At 57.2% G+C, this 17,572-nt stretch carries 16 protein-coding genes; 11 read left to right on the forward strand and 5 right to left on the reverse strand.

The window, feature by feature from the left end; translation table 11 throughout:
- Positions 1–2: 2 nt before the first annotated feature.
- From AC1RDJ_RS14950 to AC1RDJ_RS14970, 5 genes are all read right to left on the reverse strand, one after another.
- Positions 3–1,388, reverse strand: a complete 1,386-nt coding sequence (locus tag AC1RDJ_RS14950; protein WP_493027884.1) for a Y-family DNA polymerase — start codon at positions 1,386–1,388, stop codon at positions 3–5.
- A 16-nt stretch (positions 1,389–1,404) separates the two neighbouring features.
- Positions 1,405–2,094 carry a translesion DNA synthesis-associated protein ImuA gene (gene imuA / locus AC1RDJ_RS14955; protein ID WP_493027885.1) on the reverse strand — a complete coding sequence of 230 codons (690 nt, stop codon included), beginning with the start codon at positions 2,092–2,094 and terminating at the stop codon, positions 1,405–1,407.
- A 784-nt stretch (positions 2,095–2,878) separates the two neighbouring features.
- Complete coding sequence (locus tag AC1RDJ_RS14960) at positions 2,879–4,204, reverse strand: serine hydrolase domain-containing protein (protein ID WP_493027886.1); 1,326 nt, start codon at positions 4,202–4,204, stop codon at positions 2,879–2,881.
- Between the two features lie 382 nt (positions 4,205–4,586).
- The gene (locus AC1RDJ_RS14965) at positions 4,587–5,144 is read right to left on the reverse strand and encodes a PD-(D/E)XK nuclease family protein (protein WP_493027887.1); all 558 of its coding nucleotides are present in this window, start codon (positions 5,142–5,144) and stop codon (positions 4,587–4,589) included.
- A 743-nt stretch (positions 5,145–5,887) separates the two neighbouring features.
- Positions 5,888–6,940 carry a PRTRC system protein D gene (locus AC1RDJ_RS14970; RefSeq protein WP_493027888.1) on the reverse strand — a complete coding sequence of 351 codons (1,053 nt, stop codon included), beginning with the start codon at positions 6,938–6,940 and terminating at the stop codon, positions 5,888–5,890.
- Positions 6,941–8,143: 1,203 nt separating this feature from the next.
- On the opposite strand from AC1RDJ_RS14970, the gene AC1RDJ_RS14975 reads away from it, so the two are divergent.
- The 11 genes from AC1RDJ_RS14975 (at position 8,144) to AC1RDJ_RS15025 (ending at position 17,572) form a co-directional block, all read left to right on the forward strand.
- The gene (locus tag AC1RDJ_RS14975) at positions 8,144–9,223 is read left to right on the forward strand and encodes an integrase domain-containing protein (RefSeq protein WP_493027889.1); all 1,080 of its coding nucleotides are present in this window, start codon (positions 8,144–8,146) and stop codon (positions 9,221–9,223) included.
- Between the two features lie 182 nt (positions 9,224–9,405).
- Positions 9,406–9,927, forward strand: a complete 522-nt coding sequence (locus tag AC1RDJ_RS14980) for a restriction endonuclease (protein WP_493027935.1) — start codon at positions 9,406–9,408, stop codon at positions 9,925–9,927.
- The gene (locus AC1RDJ_RS14985) at positions 9,918–10,277 is read left to right on the forward strand and encodes a hypothetical protein (RefSeq protein ID WP_493027890.1); all 360 of its coding nucleotides are present in this window, start codon (positions 9,918–9,920) and stop codon (positions 10,275–10,277) included. Before AC1RDJ_RS14980 ends, AC1RDJ_RS14985 begins: the two co-directional genes overlap by 10 nt.
- Positions 10,278–10,447: 170 nt before the next feature.
- Positions 10,448–10,750 carry a hypothetical protein gene (locus AC1RDJ_RS14990; protein WP_493027891.1) on the forward strand — a complete coding sequence of 101 codons (303 nt, stop codon included), beginning with the start codon at positions 10,448–10,450 and terminating at the stop codon, positions 10,748–10,750.
- 800 nt (positions 10,751–11,550) lie between these two features.
- The gene (locus tag AC1RDJ_RS14995; protein WP_493027892.1) at positions 11,551–12,069 is read left to right on the forward strand and encodes a hypothetical protein; all 519 of its coding nucleotides are present in this window, start codon (positions 11,551–11,553) and stop codon (positions 12,067–12,069) included.
- Positions 12,066–12,611: a hypothetical protein gene (locus tag AC1RDJ_RS15000; RefSeq protein WP_493027893.1), complete on the forward strand. Its 546-nt coding sequence runs from the start codon at positions 12,066–12,068 to the stop codon at positions 12,609–12,611. The genes AC1RDJ_RS14995 and AC1RDJ_RS15000 overlap by 4 nt, the downstream gene beginning before the upstream one ends.
- 47 nt (positions 12,612–12,658) lie before the next feature.
- Positions 12,659–14,983 (forward strand): secretin GspD/PilQ domain-containing protein, encoded by a 2,325-nt coding sequence (locus AC1RDJ_RS15005; protein WP_493027894.1) that lies wholly within the window; start codon positions 12,659–12,661, stop codon positions 14,981–14,983.
- A 9-nt stretch (positions 14,984–14,992) separates the two neighbouring features.
- The gene (locus AC1RDJ_RS15010; protein WP_493027895.1) at positions 14,993–15,484 is read left to right on the forward strand and encodes a type II secretion system protein; all 492 of its coding nucleotides are present in this window, start codon (positions 14,993–14,995) and stop codon (positions 15,482–15,484) included.
- On the forward strand, positions 15,478–15,861 hold the full coding sequence (locus AC1RDJ_RS15015; RefSeq protein ID WP_493027896.1) for a type II secretion system protein: 384 nt from the start codon (positions 15,478–15,480) through the stop codon (positions 15,859–15,861). Before AC1RDJ_RS15010 ends, AC1RDJ_RS15015 begins: the two co-directional genes overlap by 7 nt.
- Complete coding sequence (locus AC1RDJ_RS15020; RefSeq protein WP_493027897.1) at positions 15,848–16,324, forward strand: type II secretion system protein; 477 nt, start codon at positions 15,848–15,850, stop codon at positions 16,322–16,324. Before AC1RDJ_RS15015 ends, AC1RDJ_RS15020 begins: the two co-directional genes overlap by 14 nt.
- Before the next feature lie 51 nt (positions 16,325–16,375).
- The gene (locus tag AC1RDJ_RS15025) at positions 16,376–17,572 is read left to right on the forward strand and encodes a type II secretion system F family protein (RefSeq protein WP_071323939.1); all 1,197 of its coding nucleotides are present in this window, start codon (positions 16,376–16,378) and stop codon (positions 17,570–17,572) included.

Genomic DNA, 17,572 nt, shown 5'->3' on the forward strand with positions numbered 1-17,572 from the left:
GATCAGCCGAACATCCCGTGCAGAAACCAGCGGCCGTCAACGACACGCTCCAGGTAGATCCAGTAGCAAGTCGCATCGCTTCCTTGAGCGATGTAATAGTCGCGGGCCGCGATTTGATCGTTCCACCAGCCGGCCTCAATGCGTTCCGGCCCCTTGAGCACTTTTAGGGGGGAACCATAGAAGGGACGTTCGCCGCGCAGCAGCAGCGGGATTGGTTTAGGTAGCAGCCAGAACGGGCGCTCAAAAGCCTCATCCTCGGAGCTGGCCGCCTTGTGTTTTCCGGTGGCGGCAGCCCAAGCATTGCTTTCCTCCGGCCGATGGTCGTGATGCTCGACAGGGCAGAGGACGTTGTCGCTGCCAAGACGGGCACTGAGTAATTCCAGCAGACGCTTGTAGTCGGCTGGGGTGCCGCCTGGTTCGGGAAACAGATCTTGCGTCGGTGGCGCCATCGCGGTGAGCAAGCGCGCTTCCAGGCGCAGGGCGATGACCGGGGCAACCAGTTCCGTGCGCGCCAGGCGCTCCTTCAGTAGCCGAATCAGATGTTCATCGCGCCAGGTCGGCTCTGCCAATCCGATCTCGATCGGCGTGGGCGGGATCGCGGTCTTGCCGCGCTCGTGCTCCAGCAGCAGAACAAAAACACTCACGGCCTGCTGACGCGCGACCAGCCATCCGACAAATTGCTGCAGCAGGCCAGTGGCGCCGTCCAGCAGGGCATCGGCGTGTTCGATCCGGTCAAAAGTTTCGATGCGCGCTGAAAAAGTTTCGGGAATGGCGATCCATTCAAACAGTTCAGGAGCGAGCCCATAGGCGCGGTCGAGCTCATCGAGCACTTGCCTGTTCATCCTGCGCTGGATGCCAGGGCGGGGCAGGCGTCGTAGCGCCGCCAGATGATCCGCACCAATGTCTGTTAGCCATTCCAGGTGGTTCGCCGTGCTGGGCAGATAGACGCAGGGCATGCGGTCGAGCTGGCGTTCTAGCGAGCGCATGTGCACGGTGCGCCGCAGAATGATCTGGCGTTTCGCCGGTTGCCAGCGCGAGAGTAGCCAGGCCCCCATGGCCGTCGGTGCCGTGCCGAGCTGCGAGGTCACCCCAAGCGCTTGTAGGGCAGCGCGAATGCATCGGCTGATGGCGGCTCGCCCGTTAAATAGGCGCAAGCTGGCGGTCACGTCCAGCAGCAGGCTGAAGTCGCCGGCATGCGCCACTTCCGGGGTGAACTGGAGGAGGGCGAGCGCGACGGCATTGCTCATGATCAGTTCGCGCTCAAGGCTGCGCTCCAGGATCACGGTATCTGGCGAGACGGCCGCCACGCCGCCAGGGCGCATGCCGATACGTACCCCTTCGGCATAGGCATGCTGCGAGACCGCAATGATGCTGCCCTTCTCGACCACCGCATACGACCCCGGTTCACACCAGCGCGGCCTGAGGCATTCGAGAGGCAACAGTGGGAGGTGTACGCTGAACCAGAACCGCATTTTGATCGTCCAAAAATCGTTGACGTGCCGGCATGTCAGCCAGCGGTATAAAGAGTGGCGCCTCATGATGTGGGCCACGCCGTTTAATGATGTGAGTGGAAATGCCGCCGGCGGCGGGGCGCAATGCCAGGCGTAATGGCGCTGGTGACGCATCGGCCGCAGCACTCATCGGCCGGACCAGCCAGAAGAACGTTTCGGTTGTCTGCGCCGCCAGATTGAGGCGCCGCAGTGCTTCGTCGCGGATATTCGTCTGCCACAGCAATACCGCACCGCAACTGCCGTTGCGCAGGATCTGCTCGGTGGACCAGAGAGCATCGGCGGTGCTGGGGGCGCGTATCCAGAGCAGGTTCGGGCAGCTCAGGTCCATGAATTTGCAGGCGGCGGAGTTGGGCAAGTACGGCGGCTGCACCAGGGCGATCCGGCGATGTTGCGACAGTTGTGCCAGCACTGGCCGCAACAAGTGCATTTCCCCGATACCCGCTTGCTGAACTAGCAACTCCGTGAAGGTCGATTGAGGCCAACCGTTGCCAGGAAGCTCACCATCCAAGATGCTATGACCGGTAGTAACCGTGCTGGTTGTTCCTCGGCTCAGTTCACTTGCCCGCCAGACGTCACGCAGCATGGGGCTGTTAGCCAATGCGGTAGAGCTGGTACGTTGAAGGGAGGGTAAAAGCATGGCGTCTGGCTAGAGGTCGTTGATAATTTTCAAAACTACTGTATATAAACACAGTATATGCTGAGGACATCAAAAACTGCAAGGTCCATGAATTTCTTGAGTTGTCAAAATTAACAGAGACAGTGGTACGAAAGTGCGAAGAGAGACGCGTCATTGAGGAACATCTAGGTATGTCAGTTCTATTGGACGAACGCCATTCGCTCTCGCGACCTCGCTAGCTCTCTGCGACCGTCTAATACAGCTCGACAAAAATAGGGCGATAGTAGAGCTAATTGAGACTCACGCGCCTTGAACCGGCCTGGCAAATTTGAGCATGTTGTGTCTCCATGGTTTGGCACTGTAGCTTACCTAAAGCATCTGCAATGGTGTCACTTTGATATTTTTATGGGGCCGCTGATTCTATTTGCACGAACGGCGGCCGGTGTCGCCCTCAGGCCTAGCCAGTAAGGCAATGAATTCCTGCACTGGCACATCATCTCCGTGCAGATTCCAACGGACTGAAACACGCCGTTTCGCGGTGGGGTGTCCCATCATCTGGCAACTCCACGCTCAACTCAACACGGCGGATGTCATGCCACGGGCCGGCGGTCTCGCCGTTGTACTAACGCTTGGCTACGATGCAGCCATCGACCATGGCGACCACTGCGCGCAGGTCTGGATGCACGTCGTGATCGCAGCTTGCCAGCACCCCCTCGCACGCTCTTGCCGAGTTGGCGCTACCGTTGCCGATTCAGCTATCCGGGCTGCGGTGGGCCTTGCGCCCCCCGATTAAGAGCAGGTCTTGGGCGCCATCCTGAGTCAGTTCGATGATGTCGCCGGTCTCGGGAGATACCAGGCTGGATTTGCCGGTCGGCACCAGCCGGGTGGCGCCAATGTCAGGCATCACCATCGTCCAGTCCTTGCCGTCGAAGCGCAGTTCGTAGCGGTTGGTGAAACGGCCCTCGAAGTTGTAGAGCTGGTAGATGCCGACGTGGCGCGTGGCCGTTGCTAAGTCCAGGGGCGCCGCTTGGGCCAGGCGAGGTTTGAAGTCGGGCCAGTCGTAGGCGGATGCCACCGCCTTGACGATCTCGCCGCCAAGATAGGTACCGTTGTCGCCGTCGGTCATGACTACAACGCCGTTGCCGCTGTCGAGATACATCGCATAGGTGCTCTTGAAGCCGGTGTTGCCGCCGGAATGCATGAAGCGTTTGTGCTCGCCATCGCCGACCACGAAGAAGCCCTGCGCATAATTGTTCAGCGCCGGCGTCAGCAGATTGCGCGCCTCGGTGGTGCTCAGAAAGGCCGTGCCGATTTTCCACGACCGCTGGACACCGATGGCGAAGCGCGCCAGGTCGCTAGCCGTAGTCCACAGGCCGGCGGCCGCCAGTTCGGGATAGATGAAGGCCCCGCCTTCGACTTCGCTGCCGTCGGCGTAGTGGCCGCGCGCGCGGTTGTGTTCTGCCGCCGGCAATGGCTGCGCGAATGTGCTGCGCTGCATCCGCAGCGGCTGCAGTACTTGCTGGCGCATCAACTCCGCAAAAGGCGTGCGCAGACATTGCTGCATGGCGACTTGGGCGATGGTGTAGCCGCCGCCGGAATACGCATAGGCGGCGCCCGGGATGGTCTGGATGGCGACCGCCGACGTGAGCGACGGCGGCTCGCCCTTGATTACCTGAAGGTCCGTAGGGATCGCCTGCGACGGTGGATAGCCGGGGAATCCGGATACGGTCGCCCCTGCGGTGTGGCTGAGCAAATTGCGCAAGGTCACCGGATGCTCGGGGCTTTGCTGTCCGGCGGGTAGGGGCCACGGCCGCAGACAGGTGTCCACCGGACTATCGAGCTGGAGCTTGTTGCTGCCCGCCAGCCGTTGCGCCAGCACGCCGGTCACGCCCTTGCTGATGGACGCGGCCTGATACAGCGTGTCGGTGTCGGCCGCAGGTGCGGACGGTTGCCGGTAGACGCCAGCCCAAGCGATCTTGCCGTCGCGGATGACCGCCACGCTCACGCTGGAGACCTTATAGCGGCGCAGGCGCTGCTGGATATCGAAGGTTTGCGTCGGCTCGCCTGCGATGTCCACCCGCTGCCGGAGCCCGGCGGCGATACGCGCGGCTATGTCGGACTCGCCCGCATGGGCGGGGCCGCTACATGCCGCCACTCCCAGTAGGGCTCCCAGGTGTAGCGCGTGGCCTGAAGCATGGACTGGCAATAGCCATAGACGACTGCGCATAAGTTTCCCTTTCATTAATTGGATGGGCTAATCTTATCGAGCGTTATGCTAGGTTCCCTAACTTTGCGACGGACGGTGGAAAGCTTGGTCTAGGCCGTTTGTTTTCACCAAAATCTCTACGCGGCGCTAGGATTGCCAACAAAAATTATCGCTCGCAAGAAACTCTGACTGTCCAGTAAAAGCACCATCACGTGGGGAATTCATAGAGGATATTCTCTGAGCGCCATATGGCCTACACCGTACTTTCAGGATACTTTTTGCATTCCGTCAAGAATTCACATCGGCGACACTGCGATGATGACTCCGCGTGGTCGGCAGTTATCGTTTGACTCAATAAAGCCATTCTGCGGTGATAAAACGCGATGATTTGTTTGTGTTTTAGCAAGAAAACCTTGAAGGCTCTACGTCCAGGTAGATCCGGGCGCTCAACAACGACAAACCCATAATCGTTTACCTTGGCTCCGCTTGCTAATTCCAGAATCATCTTTTGGACAGAGAGTTCGATCACGTCCGACATGAACACACGCTCCACACGTCGGATTTTGTACTCCATCAACGTGAGTTTTCCTTTGTAGCGATAGGCTCGATCAACTCGCGCGATGAGTTTGATGGGGTGATCGATTGAGAAAGTTTGCTCTGCGTAAGCCAGGCTGGCGTATCGCAGTTCCTCCGGGAACCAGCACGGTCGCGTTCGAGACATCGCATGTCTTCTTACTCCCCGTATCAGACAGAGCAGCAGAAGTACCCCACCTATATGCAAAAGCGCCGATAGAAAAGTCGACATGCTCATCTTTTTTCGGTGGAACGTGCGACAAGGTGAAGACGCCGCCGACGCCTCATCTCCACTTGTTTCCGTCGCGACCGGTACAGTCGATCGCATAATTGTACAAACCTTGCTCGGGCAGATCGCGCCACCTGGCAGCTCCTCTGATGCATCGTGGATAGCCATTTTGGGCGCATTTTGTACCACTCTATTTGGCGTCTGGTCGTTCGTTTAGACGATGCATTGGCTTGGATGCACGACTGTTCTCGCAAACTTGTGGTCGCTAACGGCATGGTATTCACTTCCAACGTTTCGATGAAGAACCGTACGTGTTGCAGCTCGCCATTTTCTCGGGCCTCTTCACGCTTGGGTGCACAGCGTGGGCCAAATCTGTCGGCCAAAACGATCTTGCGTTCGCAGTACCCCATTTCGGCCAGTTGGCTAGCACTGATACGAGGTAGCTCTTCGTTTTCCATGTTCAACTCCTATTCATTTCTTGACGGGCCAAAAAGTTCCATCGATGCCAAGGCGGCGACGGTATCCTGCCCCGGCCTGTTTGGTTCAGTACGTGGTTTGGTGGGCCACTGCGCCTCTATGGACGAGGTGGTTTGTTCGCATTGCTGTACTACCAGGCCGGCATAGGCCAGTGTACGCAGGCGATTCACACGGCGTGGCCCTTTTGGGAACTTGATGAGATCGTCATACAGGGGAGGGTTGTCCGCGCGTTCCAGTTCGACACTCAAGCGGATGGTAAGAGGTGTGCCCATGGTTTAGGTCGTCATGTTTAGCGGATCTGTGCCATCTGTCCGAGTCGATGACACGTCGGCCTGCTTGGCTAGCTCTGTGCCGGCATACTGAAAACCTTTGACGTTAGCAAAGATCGGATCCTTGAGTTCCTGCAGCTCGTGATGCGGGAATGCGGTTTTCAGTGCTTTGCGATAGAAGAAGGCGCCACCGCCGACCAAAATAATATTTTTGATGTCGGCAGCGTCGCCCACGTAGTGCAGCATCTCGGCGACAGCCTGCTCCGGGATCTTCTGCGCGAGTGGCAGGTGTTGGGTAATGTCGTATTCTTTTTGAAAGATGACCGGTTTCTTTCCCGTCCGCAGCGCCAAATCGATCGCGTCATATTCCCGGTAGTGAGACCCGGTGGATCGGCTGATTCCTTCGATGATCGAGTGGAGCACATCAAACATCCCACGCGGTACCGAATGGCTGCGCTTGTCAATTTGCTGCATACCTTGCGTCACAAGCCAGTCAAACGTCCGCCGACCTGGATCAATGATCAGATTGCGCTCCTTGCGCATCTGTGCAAGGCGCCCATGGGTCAGCCCGCAGTACATCAAGGCTCCGGATGGCTGCGCAATTGCTTTGACGCGTGCGACCATGATCTTTCTGCCTTCCGCCAAGATGTGTTCACCGGTCACGCGGCGTTCCAACGCCGCTACCTGCTTCTTGAGCTTATACGTGGCCACGGGTAGGCCAAGTACCAGGAGATCGATCCGGTCCAGACGCATGTAATGCAGTGCCCCGAGTAGCAAAGCCAGATACTCAGGCGTTGCACTGTAGCTGTCGTGCTGCAGCACATTAGCATTGAAGATGTCGGAAGCCAGGTGAGCATCGGGCCCGACTTCGTAGTTCAAATCGTCGACCGGGACGCAGACGGTACGGCGTTTAGTTCCCCAGGTTTCCTGCTCATAGACCGTTTCACATGGGTGGGCCTGCGACGGGAACATCGCGCAACGCACGTCACCAGCGCTGACCGCTGCAATGAATTTGGTGTTTCCCCGGCCAACGTCCACGGCTCGTACGATGGGTTCCACTTCGCCCTCCTGTTTGCTGCAAGTGATCAACAGTAATAGTGGGGTGGTACGTACTCCATAGGAAATGCCCGTCTTTTTGGGCAGAATTTGTAGTGAGTGCCAATCTAGACGTGCTGGGGAGCGACTGGAGTCGCGCTGTGGCGCAGCTAAATTGGTGCAGGCTGGCGTGAGATCGCATCGCATCTGCGCTGGACTTGCGCCGCACCGCGGACGTATTTTGATTGCGCATTTGTGTACCTGGCTCAGTCCGTTCCCATGTTCAAAACCATTTACAATCAGAGGAATGGCCACGCGGCATTCTTCATAGGGAGAAATCCTCGCCAGATGCACTTACCAAATAAATTCGACCTCAATCACAAATTTTCAGCGCCGAAAATCGGCTTGACATTCGAAAAAACTGATCATATTCTGTGACGACTGTCTGGACCCACTTCCAGGAACATCGCGTTCCGAATGTGGCGCTGGCAAGCGTGGTATGCCGTTGCAGTCGTAACCTGTCTATCGAAGCGAAGTTGATCGGCCGCGCCCTGCGGTCGAATTGAGTGGTATGTCAGTGAAGAAGTAGGTCGGGCTGCCCCTGCCGGGGGTAACTGCTCGCGCGTGATTTCTCGTCAAGAGACGCTTGTCAAATCGGAGAGGGCCTTGCGGCGCTCCGTCGCTAATTTACGATCCTGGTAGTGTCGATGTATCGCCTGCGGCCGCGAACCGCAGGAGAGTGATTTATCACCTATTCAATCTTCCTGCTGTACGAAGAGCTATCGCGGTGCCTTGTTGTGACGTTGCCGGAGAAGCTTCGATCAACCTGGTTAGTGCGCAATCACGAAGCGGCCTGGTGGTAGGGCTGATGGGATGACCGTGAGGGAAGAGGGGCAAGGTCCTGGTTCAATTGAGAGTGGCCGGGGCACCTAAATGTCTTTGTGGCGTCAGCGCCGCACTGCTCGCGCAAGACGCGGGGACTAACACAGAAGGAGAAATTCGCTGGTTATTCGCATGAGCATTTTTAAGACACCGCGCCTTCGGGCAAACAGAAAATCCGCCATCGACGCTGAGATAGGGACAGCGCGTTGGAATGTCTAGAGTACATCTCCCTCGTTGGCGCAGCAGGCCGGGCGCCGATGCCAGTTGAAGGCCACACCGGAGGTATGCGCGCCGGACAGTGCAGCATGCCAAATCGACAATCCTGAGTTTCGGGAGGGAGAAGTCATGACCCACAACACACAATGGAGGGGGCAGCTCGATGCGGTGCTGGAGGCGTTTAATGAAAAGCATGCCAGCGCAGGGAAGGGGATTTCGCATAGCACCAGACAGGCGCGCAGCCAGGGTTTGTACCGCATTTTCGCTTTGCTGCGCACATTGGGCTTTAAACCCATACCGGAAAACCTGGCGGAACGGCATGTGCGCGCGCTGATGGCGTATTGGACGGCGCAGCCGTTTCCGGCAGATGTGTTGCTCGACATGCCGATGAGCATACCGCGCCGGGCGTATCCCTGCAGCGCGGCCTACATTCAGCAGCAAATGAGCTTTATCCGGGTCTTCGCTAGATGGATCGGCAAGCCGGGCCTGGTGCGCAGTGCCGAGAGCTATGTGAGCGATCCGGCGCTGGTACGCCGCTCCTATGGGGCGCTGATCGACAAGGGGTGGGAGAGCCATGGTCTTGCTGTCGACGAGGTCATTGCCGCCGTCGATGCGGTGGACAGCCACGTGGGAGGGCAGCTTGCGATGATGATCGCTTTTGGCCTGCGCCGCAAGGAAGCCGTGATGTTCTGCCCGCGCGCCGCCGAAGTACCGGCGTATGCCTTGCCGTCCCAGCATCCTCGATCCGATCACTATATTAGTTTTTTGCGCATCAAGCGCGGGACGAAGGGCGGCCGGCTGCGCTATGCGGCAGTGCGCACGCCTCAGCAGCGGCAAGCACTGGCGCGCGCGGGTTGCCTTGCCCGACAGGACTGGGGGCATATTGGGCATCCTGGGCTGTCCTTGAAACAATCGCTGGACCTGTTTTCGAATGTGGTGCGTGCAGTCGGGCTGACCAAGAATGACCTGGGTGTGACGCCACACGGCTTGCGGCACCAGTTCGCCGGTGATCTGTACTTTGACATCACGCAGGTGCAGCCGCCTGTACGTGGCGGCGAGCTGTTGATCGATCGTGAGGTCATGGCGGACGCTTATCGGCAGGTAGCCGAACAGCTGGGCCACCATCGAAGGCAGATCAGCAATGCATATCTGGGTTCGCCGGTGGGCCGGCACAGTGACAAAGCGGAATTAATGGGAGCGGCATCATGAAACGGGGACATTGGCAGCGTTGGTCGTCGGGAGATTCGCATGCGCGCTTGGGCCAGCGCGCAATGGTCAGCGATGGTGGAGGTGATAGAAGCGCAGAAAGAAGACCTGGCGGTCCACGCGGATCGGTTCCGCCGCGCGAGCGCTACGAAGTTGTGCTGGCCCGGTCGCGGGGTGTGAGCGGCATGCTGGTGCGTTGTGCGTCGCAGCTGTTCAATGCGATGCGCATGCGCCGGCTGCCTGAGCATCGCAGGCGTGTTGGTCAATCGCGCGCAGTGTTGCGGGCTGTGCGGCAGTTCAAGGGGGAGGGGTATGCCGCGCGGTGCCTGGCCTATCTGCGCAGTGTCGATCCTCTGGTGTTCGAAGAGGTCGTGCTTTCCGCTCTGGAGGACGCCGGGCTAATGGTGCTGCGTAACCAGAGGTATTCTGGTGATGGTGGGATTGACGGCAAGGTGTGGCTGCCTGGACATGGTTGGTATGCGGTGCAGTCGAAGCGCTACGGCGGCCATGTGAATCATCACCATGTGGCAGCCTTTGGCGAGGCCATTCGTCATCTTGGCTTTGGCGCGGGACTATTTTTGCATACTGGACGCAGCGGCGCGGCCGTGTATACCCATTTGACGAAAAGTAAGGTGGTGTTGGTCAGCGGCGCTAGTCTTGTACAACTGGTGCTCGGAAGGCGTGCGGGGGAGGAGGGATGGAGTTGAATGCGGAGAGCCGTCAATTGTTACGAGCATGTCGGACAGCCGGATCAACCTATACGGTGATCGAGAAAAGCGGGTGCAAGGGTATTGAGGTGGCCGATGCCCATCTCGCAGCACAAGCCTATTTTGATGCGCCGGTGGAGGGACGGCCGTTTGTTTTATGCAATTTTATTCACACATCATGCGTGATTGCTGACACGCGCCGCGTTTCGCGATGTGGGCGCCTGGAAAAGCATGTGATTGCAAGTTGTGACGATGGTGGGGAATTCATGCGCTGTTTTAATCGATTGGTTCATGAGCGTTTCAGGAGCCTGGGACCCATGGAAGACGATCTATATCCGCAAGGAAATTGATTCCATCGTACCTATTGATGGTGCCAGCAGTGATGTACACACAGATGTGAATCGGTCAATTTTTTATGTCATATTAGGTGAAAGGTAACCATGAGATAACAAGGTGCCAGTTGCAACTCAGTTGGGCTAATTTTTCGCTGTGTTTTCATTAGAGACATAGGAGAAATATCATGTTTATGTTAGATGATTTCCTTCGGCTACTTCGTAATGAGCTGTATCGCTATGCAGAGAGTCGAAGAAACGATGTGGATCGAGGTGCCGAGACACCGGAACTGGCAGCATTGCTGGTGCAAAAATACGGTTATGGTTTGGCTGATAGTGCAATCATCGCGGCCAATCTTCTGGATTGCCCAAAACCGAACCTGATGAAAGATGTGGACCAACTAGTTGCGAGCGTTGATCCCGATTGGCGGACTAATCAACAACGTCGCTTTGATGCAAGACCCGCTGCACTTGTTTTGTCTGGCAAATGAGTCGGTGTGTCTTAGCCAGCTAGAATTCGGTGAACTTGCCGCTTCCGCTTGCTTGAAGATTTCACTGTTTTGTACAAAGTGGGAATGCTTTCTGTGAGAATCGCTCTCACGTTGCCCCTGCCTCACCCATCGCGGGTTTCTGACAGGGTCTTGCCACTCGCGTGGTGAGCGTTGCGGTCGTCACCCGTCGTTCACCTGTCGAGTAGGACCTCGACACGTTGCTTCGGCAACCGATCTTTGCCTGGTCACTTATCAGGCTGATTTGCGCAAGCAGAGGATCGTTGGCGTCATGGAAGTACCGTTCATTCACTACTTCTCAGATTGGGCCCCCTGTTCTCAGGAATGGTGGGCTTCGTTCGCCTGACTATCGGTTTTTGACGATAGGCAGGCATATCTTCTCGTGTACGGGGCATCGCGGTCCCCGTACGGGGCCATGGTGCCTTTCTTTTTTGGAGAGCTATCATGTCCAACGACAGCGGCCGTCGCCCTCATCCGATTCTTATCGCGGCGCCACTGCGGTGGATTCGGTTTTATTCCACTGAGCGTTGGATATGACTCAGCAAGTTATGGATTAAAAAACCCAGAAGTGAAATAATGAGCAGATGGGATGGTCAAGATAATGAAATTAAGGATACTTTGAGAGCTTAGGATACAACACAACAGTTAGAAATCTCATTTTTAGCGATTTCTTCATCTTTTTTGCATGCATTCTTATCGTGATGATTCTGAATGCTTTTTTCACGAATTAAAAATTAGTATTGTATACTTTTCAAGTTCTTATGCCATTTTCTGAGAGTCGTTTGAGCTTGCGCTTTGTCATACGCCGCCACTGGCCATGGCTGGTAGCCGGTGCCGTACTGTGCGGTTCGGTCTGGCTGTTTTTCTTGGAGTTGCCAGCGCAACGCGAGAACAACACGATCGTTGCTGACAAGGTGCAGCTTTTGGAAACGCAGTTGCAAGCACATGCTGCTATCGCAGCCGCCTCGCCGCAAAATCTGTCGACGCAATTGGCGAGCTTCGATAGCCTGTCACAGGTGACCGCCGATCTGCAGTCGCTGGCCATGCGAAATGGTTTGCTGATGTCTGATGCCACCTTTAAACCTGCTGCCGACGGTGAAGCCCGCACGGACATTGGACGCATTGAGGTCAGCGCCCGCGCCAAAGGTGGGTACTTGCCGCTAAAGAAAACCGTCGCTACCTTACTGGCCGCGCATCCCGGCCTGGCACTGGAATCACTGTCACTGCGACGCGCGCGGCCCACCGATATCGTGGCAGACATCGATCTGCGGTTCACGTATTTTTACAGGAAGCCGGCTTGATGGCGATGTCAATGGTGGCAGCGCCAAAACGACGGCAGGTGCTGTGGGCAGCTGCGTTACTGACACTAATCTTGTGCGCTTCGACTGCATGGCGCGACCAGAATGAGGTGGTTGGTTCGGCCGAGCACGGTGAGCCGCGTCGCCAGGCAGTGCCCCCTACAGTGCCAGAGGTCGGGAAGCTGCTTGCTAGCAGCGAACCTGAAGGGCTGCTAGAGCGCGACCCATTGGTGGAATCAACGACGGATCTGTTCCGTTTCGTCAGTTTTCAGCCACCAGCACCGAAAGCCTTGTCCCCACCGCCAGCTGCCCCCGCGCCAAAACCGAGTGCTCCTGCATTCCCCTATCAGTATTTTGGGCGCATGGTCGACGTCAATGGCAAGACGGTCACTTATTTAACGCGCAGCGACACACTTATTCCCATCCAGGCAGGTCAGTTGCTGGATAATACATACCGCATCGATGCCGTGACAGAGACGCAGATTGTGGTGACGTATGTGCCAATGGAAGAAAAAATAATGATCGCCGTGCAGACCGCCCATTAAATGGTATGGCGCTGGCAGGACGATTATGCATAACAGGGAGTAGGGCATTGCGTGACAAGGGAAATTATTTGGGTTGGGCCGGCGCGGTATGCAGCGTCGTCCTGCTGGCGGGATGCGGCACGCAATACATACGCGATGGTGCGCAGCGCCAGATAGGCGCCGGTAAGTATGAGGAAGCATTGCAGGCCTACGATACAGCCTTACAAAACGATCCGGAAAGCGTCATGCTGCGCACGGGGCAGCTCGCCGCGCGCGATACCATCCTGGCGCGCCTGTTGACGGCTGCGACGGCGGCGCGTTCGCGCGGCAATGAGGCGCAGGCGCAGGAAATCCTGCAGCGTGCGTTGGCGATACAGCCCAATGATGACCGTACCAGGGCGATGCTGCTAGAAATTGAACGAGATGCCCGGCAAAAAGCCGCCGTGGCCAGCGCCCGCGAGCTGATTGAAAAAGGCCTGCGCGAGCGCGCCACGCTGGTGATCGAGGCGGCTCTGAAAGACACACCCAAAAATACAGAATTGCTCGGCCTGCAGCGGCAACTGGAACTGGCCAGCAAACAGTCAGAACTGAGCGTGGCACGCTTGGCGGAGTCGCGTCCCATTTCCCTTGACTTTCGTGATGGCAATCTGCGCATGGTGCTTGAAGCCCTGACGCGCAATAGTGGCATCAATTTTGTGCTCGACAAGGACGTGCGCCAGGATTTGCGTGCTACGGTGTTCCTGCGCCAGACACGCATCGACGATGCACTGGAATTACTGACATCGACCAGCCAGCTGACCTATAAGGTGCTCGATTCGGCCACTGTGCTCATTTACCCGAAGACACCAGAAAAGGCTAAGGAATATCAAGATCTGGTGATCCGTGCTTTCTATCTGTCCAGTGCGGACGTCAAGCAGACTGCCTTACTGCTGAAAACCATGCTGAAGATACGCGAACCTTTCATCGACGAAAAGCTGAACTTGATCATGGTGCGCGAGACACCGGAGACAATACGCCTGGCCGAACGTCTGATCGCACTACACGACTTGTCCGAACCGGAAGTCATGATGGAAGTGGAGGTGCTGGAGATCAAGCGCTCCAGCTTGACAGAATTGGGCATCAAGTATCCTGACGGTTTCAATCTGACGCCAATTGCGCCTGCCGGTTCGGACGGTTTCACGCTGGGTAACTTGAAAAGCCTGAACCGAGATTCCATCGGCATCAATTTGCCCGATGTACGCATCAACCTGCACCGCGACGTGGGCGACGTGAATATCCTGGCGAATCCCAAGATTCGTGCGCGCAACCGGGAAAAAGCCAAGATATTGATTGGCGACAAGCTACCGGTGGTGACCACAACTGGCAGTTCCAACAATAACGGCTACATTGCCGAATCGGTGCAATACGTCGATGTTGGCCTGAAGCTCGACGTTGAACCGAATATTTATCTGGACGATGAAGTGGCGATCAAGGTGGGGCTGGAAGTGAGCTCGCTGGTGCGTGAGATCAAGACAGCCGCTGGCTCGCTGGTCTACCAGATCGGCACGCGTACCGCCAGTACCGTGCTACGCCTGCGCGATGGTGAAACGCAGTTGCTGGCGGGCTTGATCAGTAACGAAGAGCGCATGAGTGCTAACCGCGTACCTGGCATTGGTGACGTACCAGTGGTGGGGCGCTTGTTCTCATCACAGCGCGACGATGGCCAGCGTACGGAGATCGTACTGTCAATTACGCCGCGCATCGTGCGCAATATCCGTCGTCCGGACCTGAACCAGGCCGAGTTTTGGTCGGGTACTGAAAACGATTTGCGCAGCCGGCCTTTGGCCCTGCCAGCAGTGGAGAAGCCCGTTACCGCCAAAGGCATGCCTCCGGGCCCTGGTTTACCAGGGGCGGCGCTGTTGCCCGTCCCCTCGGGTGCGCCGGCGGGTGGGATGCCGATGCCGCTGTTGCAGCACGACGCCGGATCACCTGCGGCAGTCACACCGCAAGTGGCCGTGGCACTGGTGGGGCCGCAAGGAGTGAAGGCCGGGGATACGTTTACAGTACATGTCAATGTCAAGGCTGCAACCGCCTTGCGCGGCATGCCGTTGAAGCTGCAGTTCTCGCCGCAGGCCCTGCAAGTGATCGATGCGGATGAAGGTGCCTTTTTTACCCAGGATGGCGCCACGGCTAGCGCGAGCAAGTCGATAGAGCAGGCCAAAGGAATGGTGACGATGGCGGTGTTGCGTACCGGGGCCGCTGGCATCAAGGGGGAGGGGACGATGATGAGCTTCAAGTTCAAGGCCCTGGCCGCTGGCCCCACCGAGATTCATGTGTTGTCGGCCAAGGCGATTTCCTCGACACCAATCGACGCCGAAACATTACCCGCGTCGCTGCGCGTGATGGTGAAATGAATGCGGGCCATGCTTAAGCTGCACAAGTCTGATCATGCGCTGCGCGCAGGCTATACCACAGTCGAACTACTGGTGGTGATGGCCGTACTGGGTATCCTCGCCACAGCCGCCATGCCGCTGGTCGAGTTGACGGCAACACGTAACAAGGAACGTGAGCTGAAGCAATCACTCTGGGAGATTCGTCGCGCTATCGACGGCTACAAACAGGCCTACGATACCGGGCGTATCGTTAAAGGCGGTCAAGATAGCGGCTACCCACCCTCGCTGTCGGTATTGGTGCAGGGAGTGCCGGATCGAGCGGCCGGTGGTCAAACGATGTATTTGCTGCGGCGGATTCCGAAAGACCCGTTTGCCCCGGCTGATGTAAAGGCTGAAATGTCATGGGGCTTGCGCAGCTATCAGTCGCCGCCGGAAGAACCGAAGGAGGGCGCGGACGTGTTCGACGTCTATTCGACTTCGGATAAGGTGGGTATGAACGGCATCGCGTACCGTTTATGGTAAACCATATCCTGCGGCGCGGCTTTACCCTCATTGAACTGCTGGTGGTCATGGCGCTGATCGGCATGTTGCTGTCGCTGTCGGTGCCCCGTTATTTCGGCAATGTCGACAAGGCGAAGGAGTCGGTGCTGCGGCAAAACCTGGCGCAGACGCGTGACGCGATCGACAAGTACTTTGGTGACAACGGCCACTATCCAGATTCGCTCGAAGAAATCGTGGCGCGCCACTACCTGCGCAAGATGCCGGTTGACCCGATCACCGATCGTCTCGACAGCTGGATCATTGTGGCGCCGGAAAAGAAGGATATGGGCGCCGTGTTTGATGTCAGGAGCGGTGCGACAGGCCGCGCACGCGACGGGAGCGAATATGCCACGTGGTGATGTGTCTGCAGCCCAAGGCGGTTTTACCTACGTCGCCATGCTGTTCGCGCTGGCAATGTTCGGCATCGGCCTAGCCGCTGTCGGTGAAGCGTGGAGCGCCGCCAGTCAGCGCGAACGGGAAGAGGAGTTAATCCAGATCGGCCAAGCCTACGTGCGCGCCATCGGGACTTATTATGCGCAAGCGCCCGGAACTGCGAAATCGTATCCACCCACTCTGCAGGACCTGGTCGAGGACAAGCGCTTTGTCGGCGTGCGGCGTCATCTACGCAAAATCTATCTGGATCCAGTGGGCAAGGGAGCGGAGTGGGGGTTGGTCAAGGCAGCTGATGGCGGCATCGCTGGCGTATACAGCTTGAGCGAAAAAGCAACCTTGCGGCGGCAACCGTTGCTCCTGTCGGGCAGCGCGCCGGTGACCGGTGGCCACTATACCGACTGGAAATTTGTTTATGTGGCGGCGCCATGATGGGCACCATCGGCACGCCAACGGCTGTTCCGCAGAATGGATTCAACATTGATGCAATTTAAGATACGCACATTTCACGCCGTCAGCGGCGACATCGCCGAATGCACAGTGGATGGGGAGGACGCGGCTGCCGTGACGCAGATGGTGGAGCAGCAGGGATACACAGTATTGTCCGTCGCCGCGCAGGGCCGCCGCGTTCGTACGAGCGGCGTTTCCGGTCTCCGCAGTTTCAATCCGGTGTTGTTCTGCGACGAGCTGCGGACACTGTTGTATTCCGGTATGTCGTTAGTAGAAGCCATCGACACCTTATGCAGCAAAGATAATGACAATGCCAAGCATACAGTGCTTTTGGAGATCAGGCAGATGCTCTTGGAGGGCAAACCACTGTCGTCTGCCTTGGAACTGAACCGATTTGGATTCCCTCCGCTGTTGATCGCATCCATCCGCGCCAGCGAGCGCACCAGCCGCCTCGATGAAGCGTTGGAAGAGTATGTGGCTTATGAAAAGGTGGGACAGGATCTGGGCCGCAAGGTAATTAGTGCCGCGATCTATCCCAGCCTGGTGGTCGGTTTTGGCATGCTGGTGTGTTTATTCATGATCTCATATGTGGTGCCCCGTTTTGGCAAAGTATATGACGATTTTTCGCAGAAACTGAGTTTCTCGACGGTGATACTGATGAAAATCGGGCAGATTTCCAGTGATTATCTGGGCCTGATCCTGGCCGCACTGGCGGGGCTGGTCGTGCTGGCGGTGATTGGTTACCGCAACGGCAAGCTGAAGATTTGCCTTTTACGCGCACTAGGGCGTTTCAAATTCGTTCAGTATTACCTGCGTCTGTACCAGCTGGCGCGCATCTATCAAACCATGTCCATGCTACTCAAGGGCGGCTATACGCTGAGCGACGCAATACCGCTGGCGCAAAACTTGGCCTTTGAAAAAAAATTACAGGACCAAATTGTGCGTGCGCGGAGCGTCATCCAGGATGGTAAGCGCTTGTCGACAGCCTTTGCCGAGAACGGTTTGACGGACAGTGTGACTGAGCGCCTGCTACGGGTCGGCGAGAGATCTGGCAACCTGGCCCGCATTATGGACATCATTGCGCAGACTTACCGGCAGGAATTCACCTTATTCATTGATCGGGCTACCCGTGTCGCGGAGCCGATCCTGCTGATGGCCGTCGGTATCATGATTGGTGCGATTATTATTTTGATGTACATGCCGGTATTCGATCTGGCTGGAGGAATTTGA

The organism is Janthinobacterium sp. GW822-FHT07H10 (assembly GCF_058798675.1).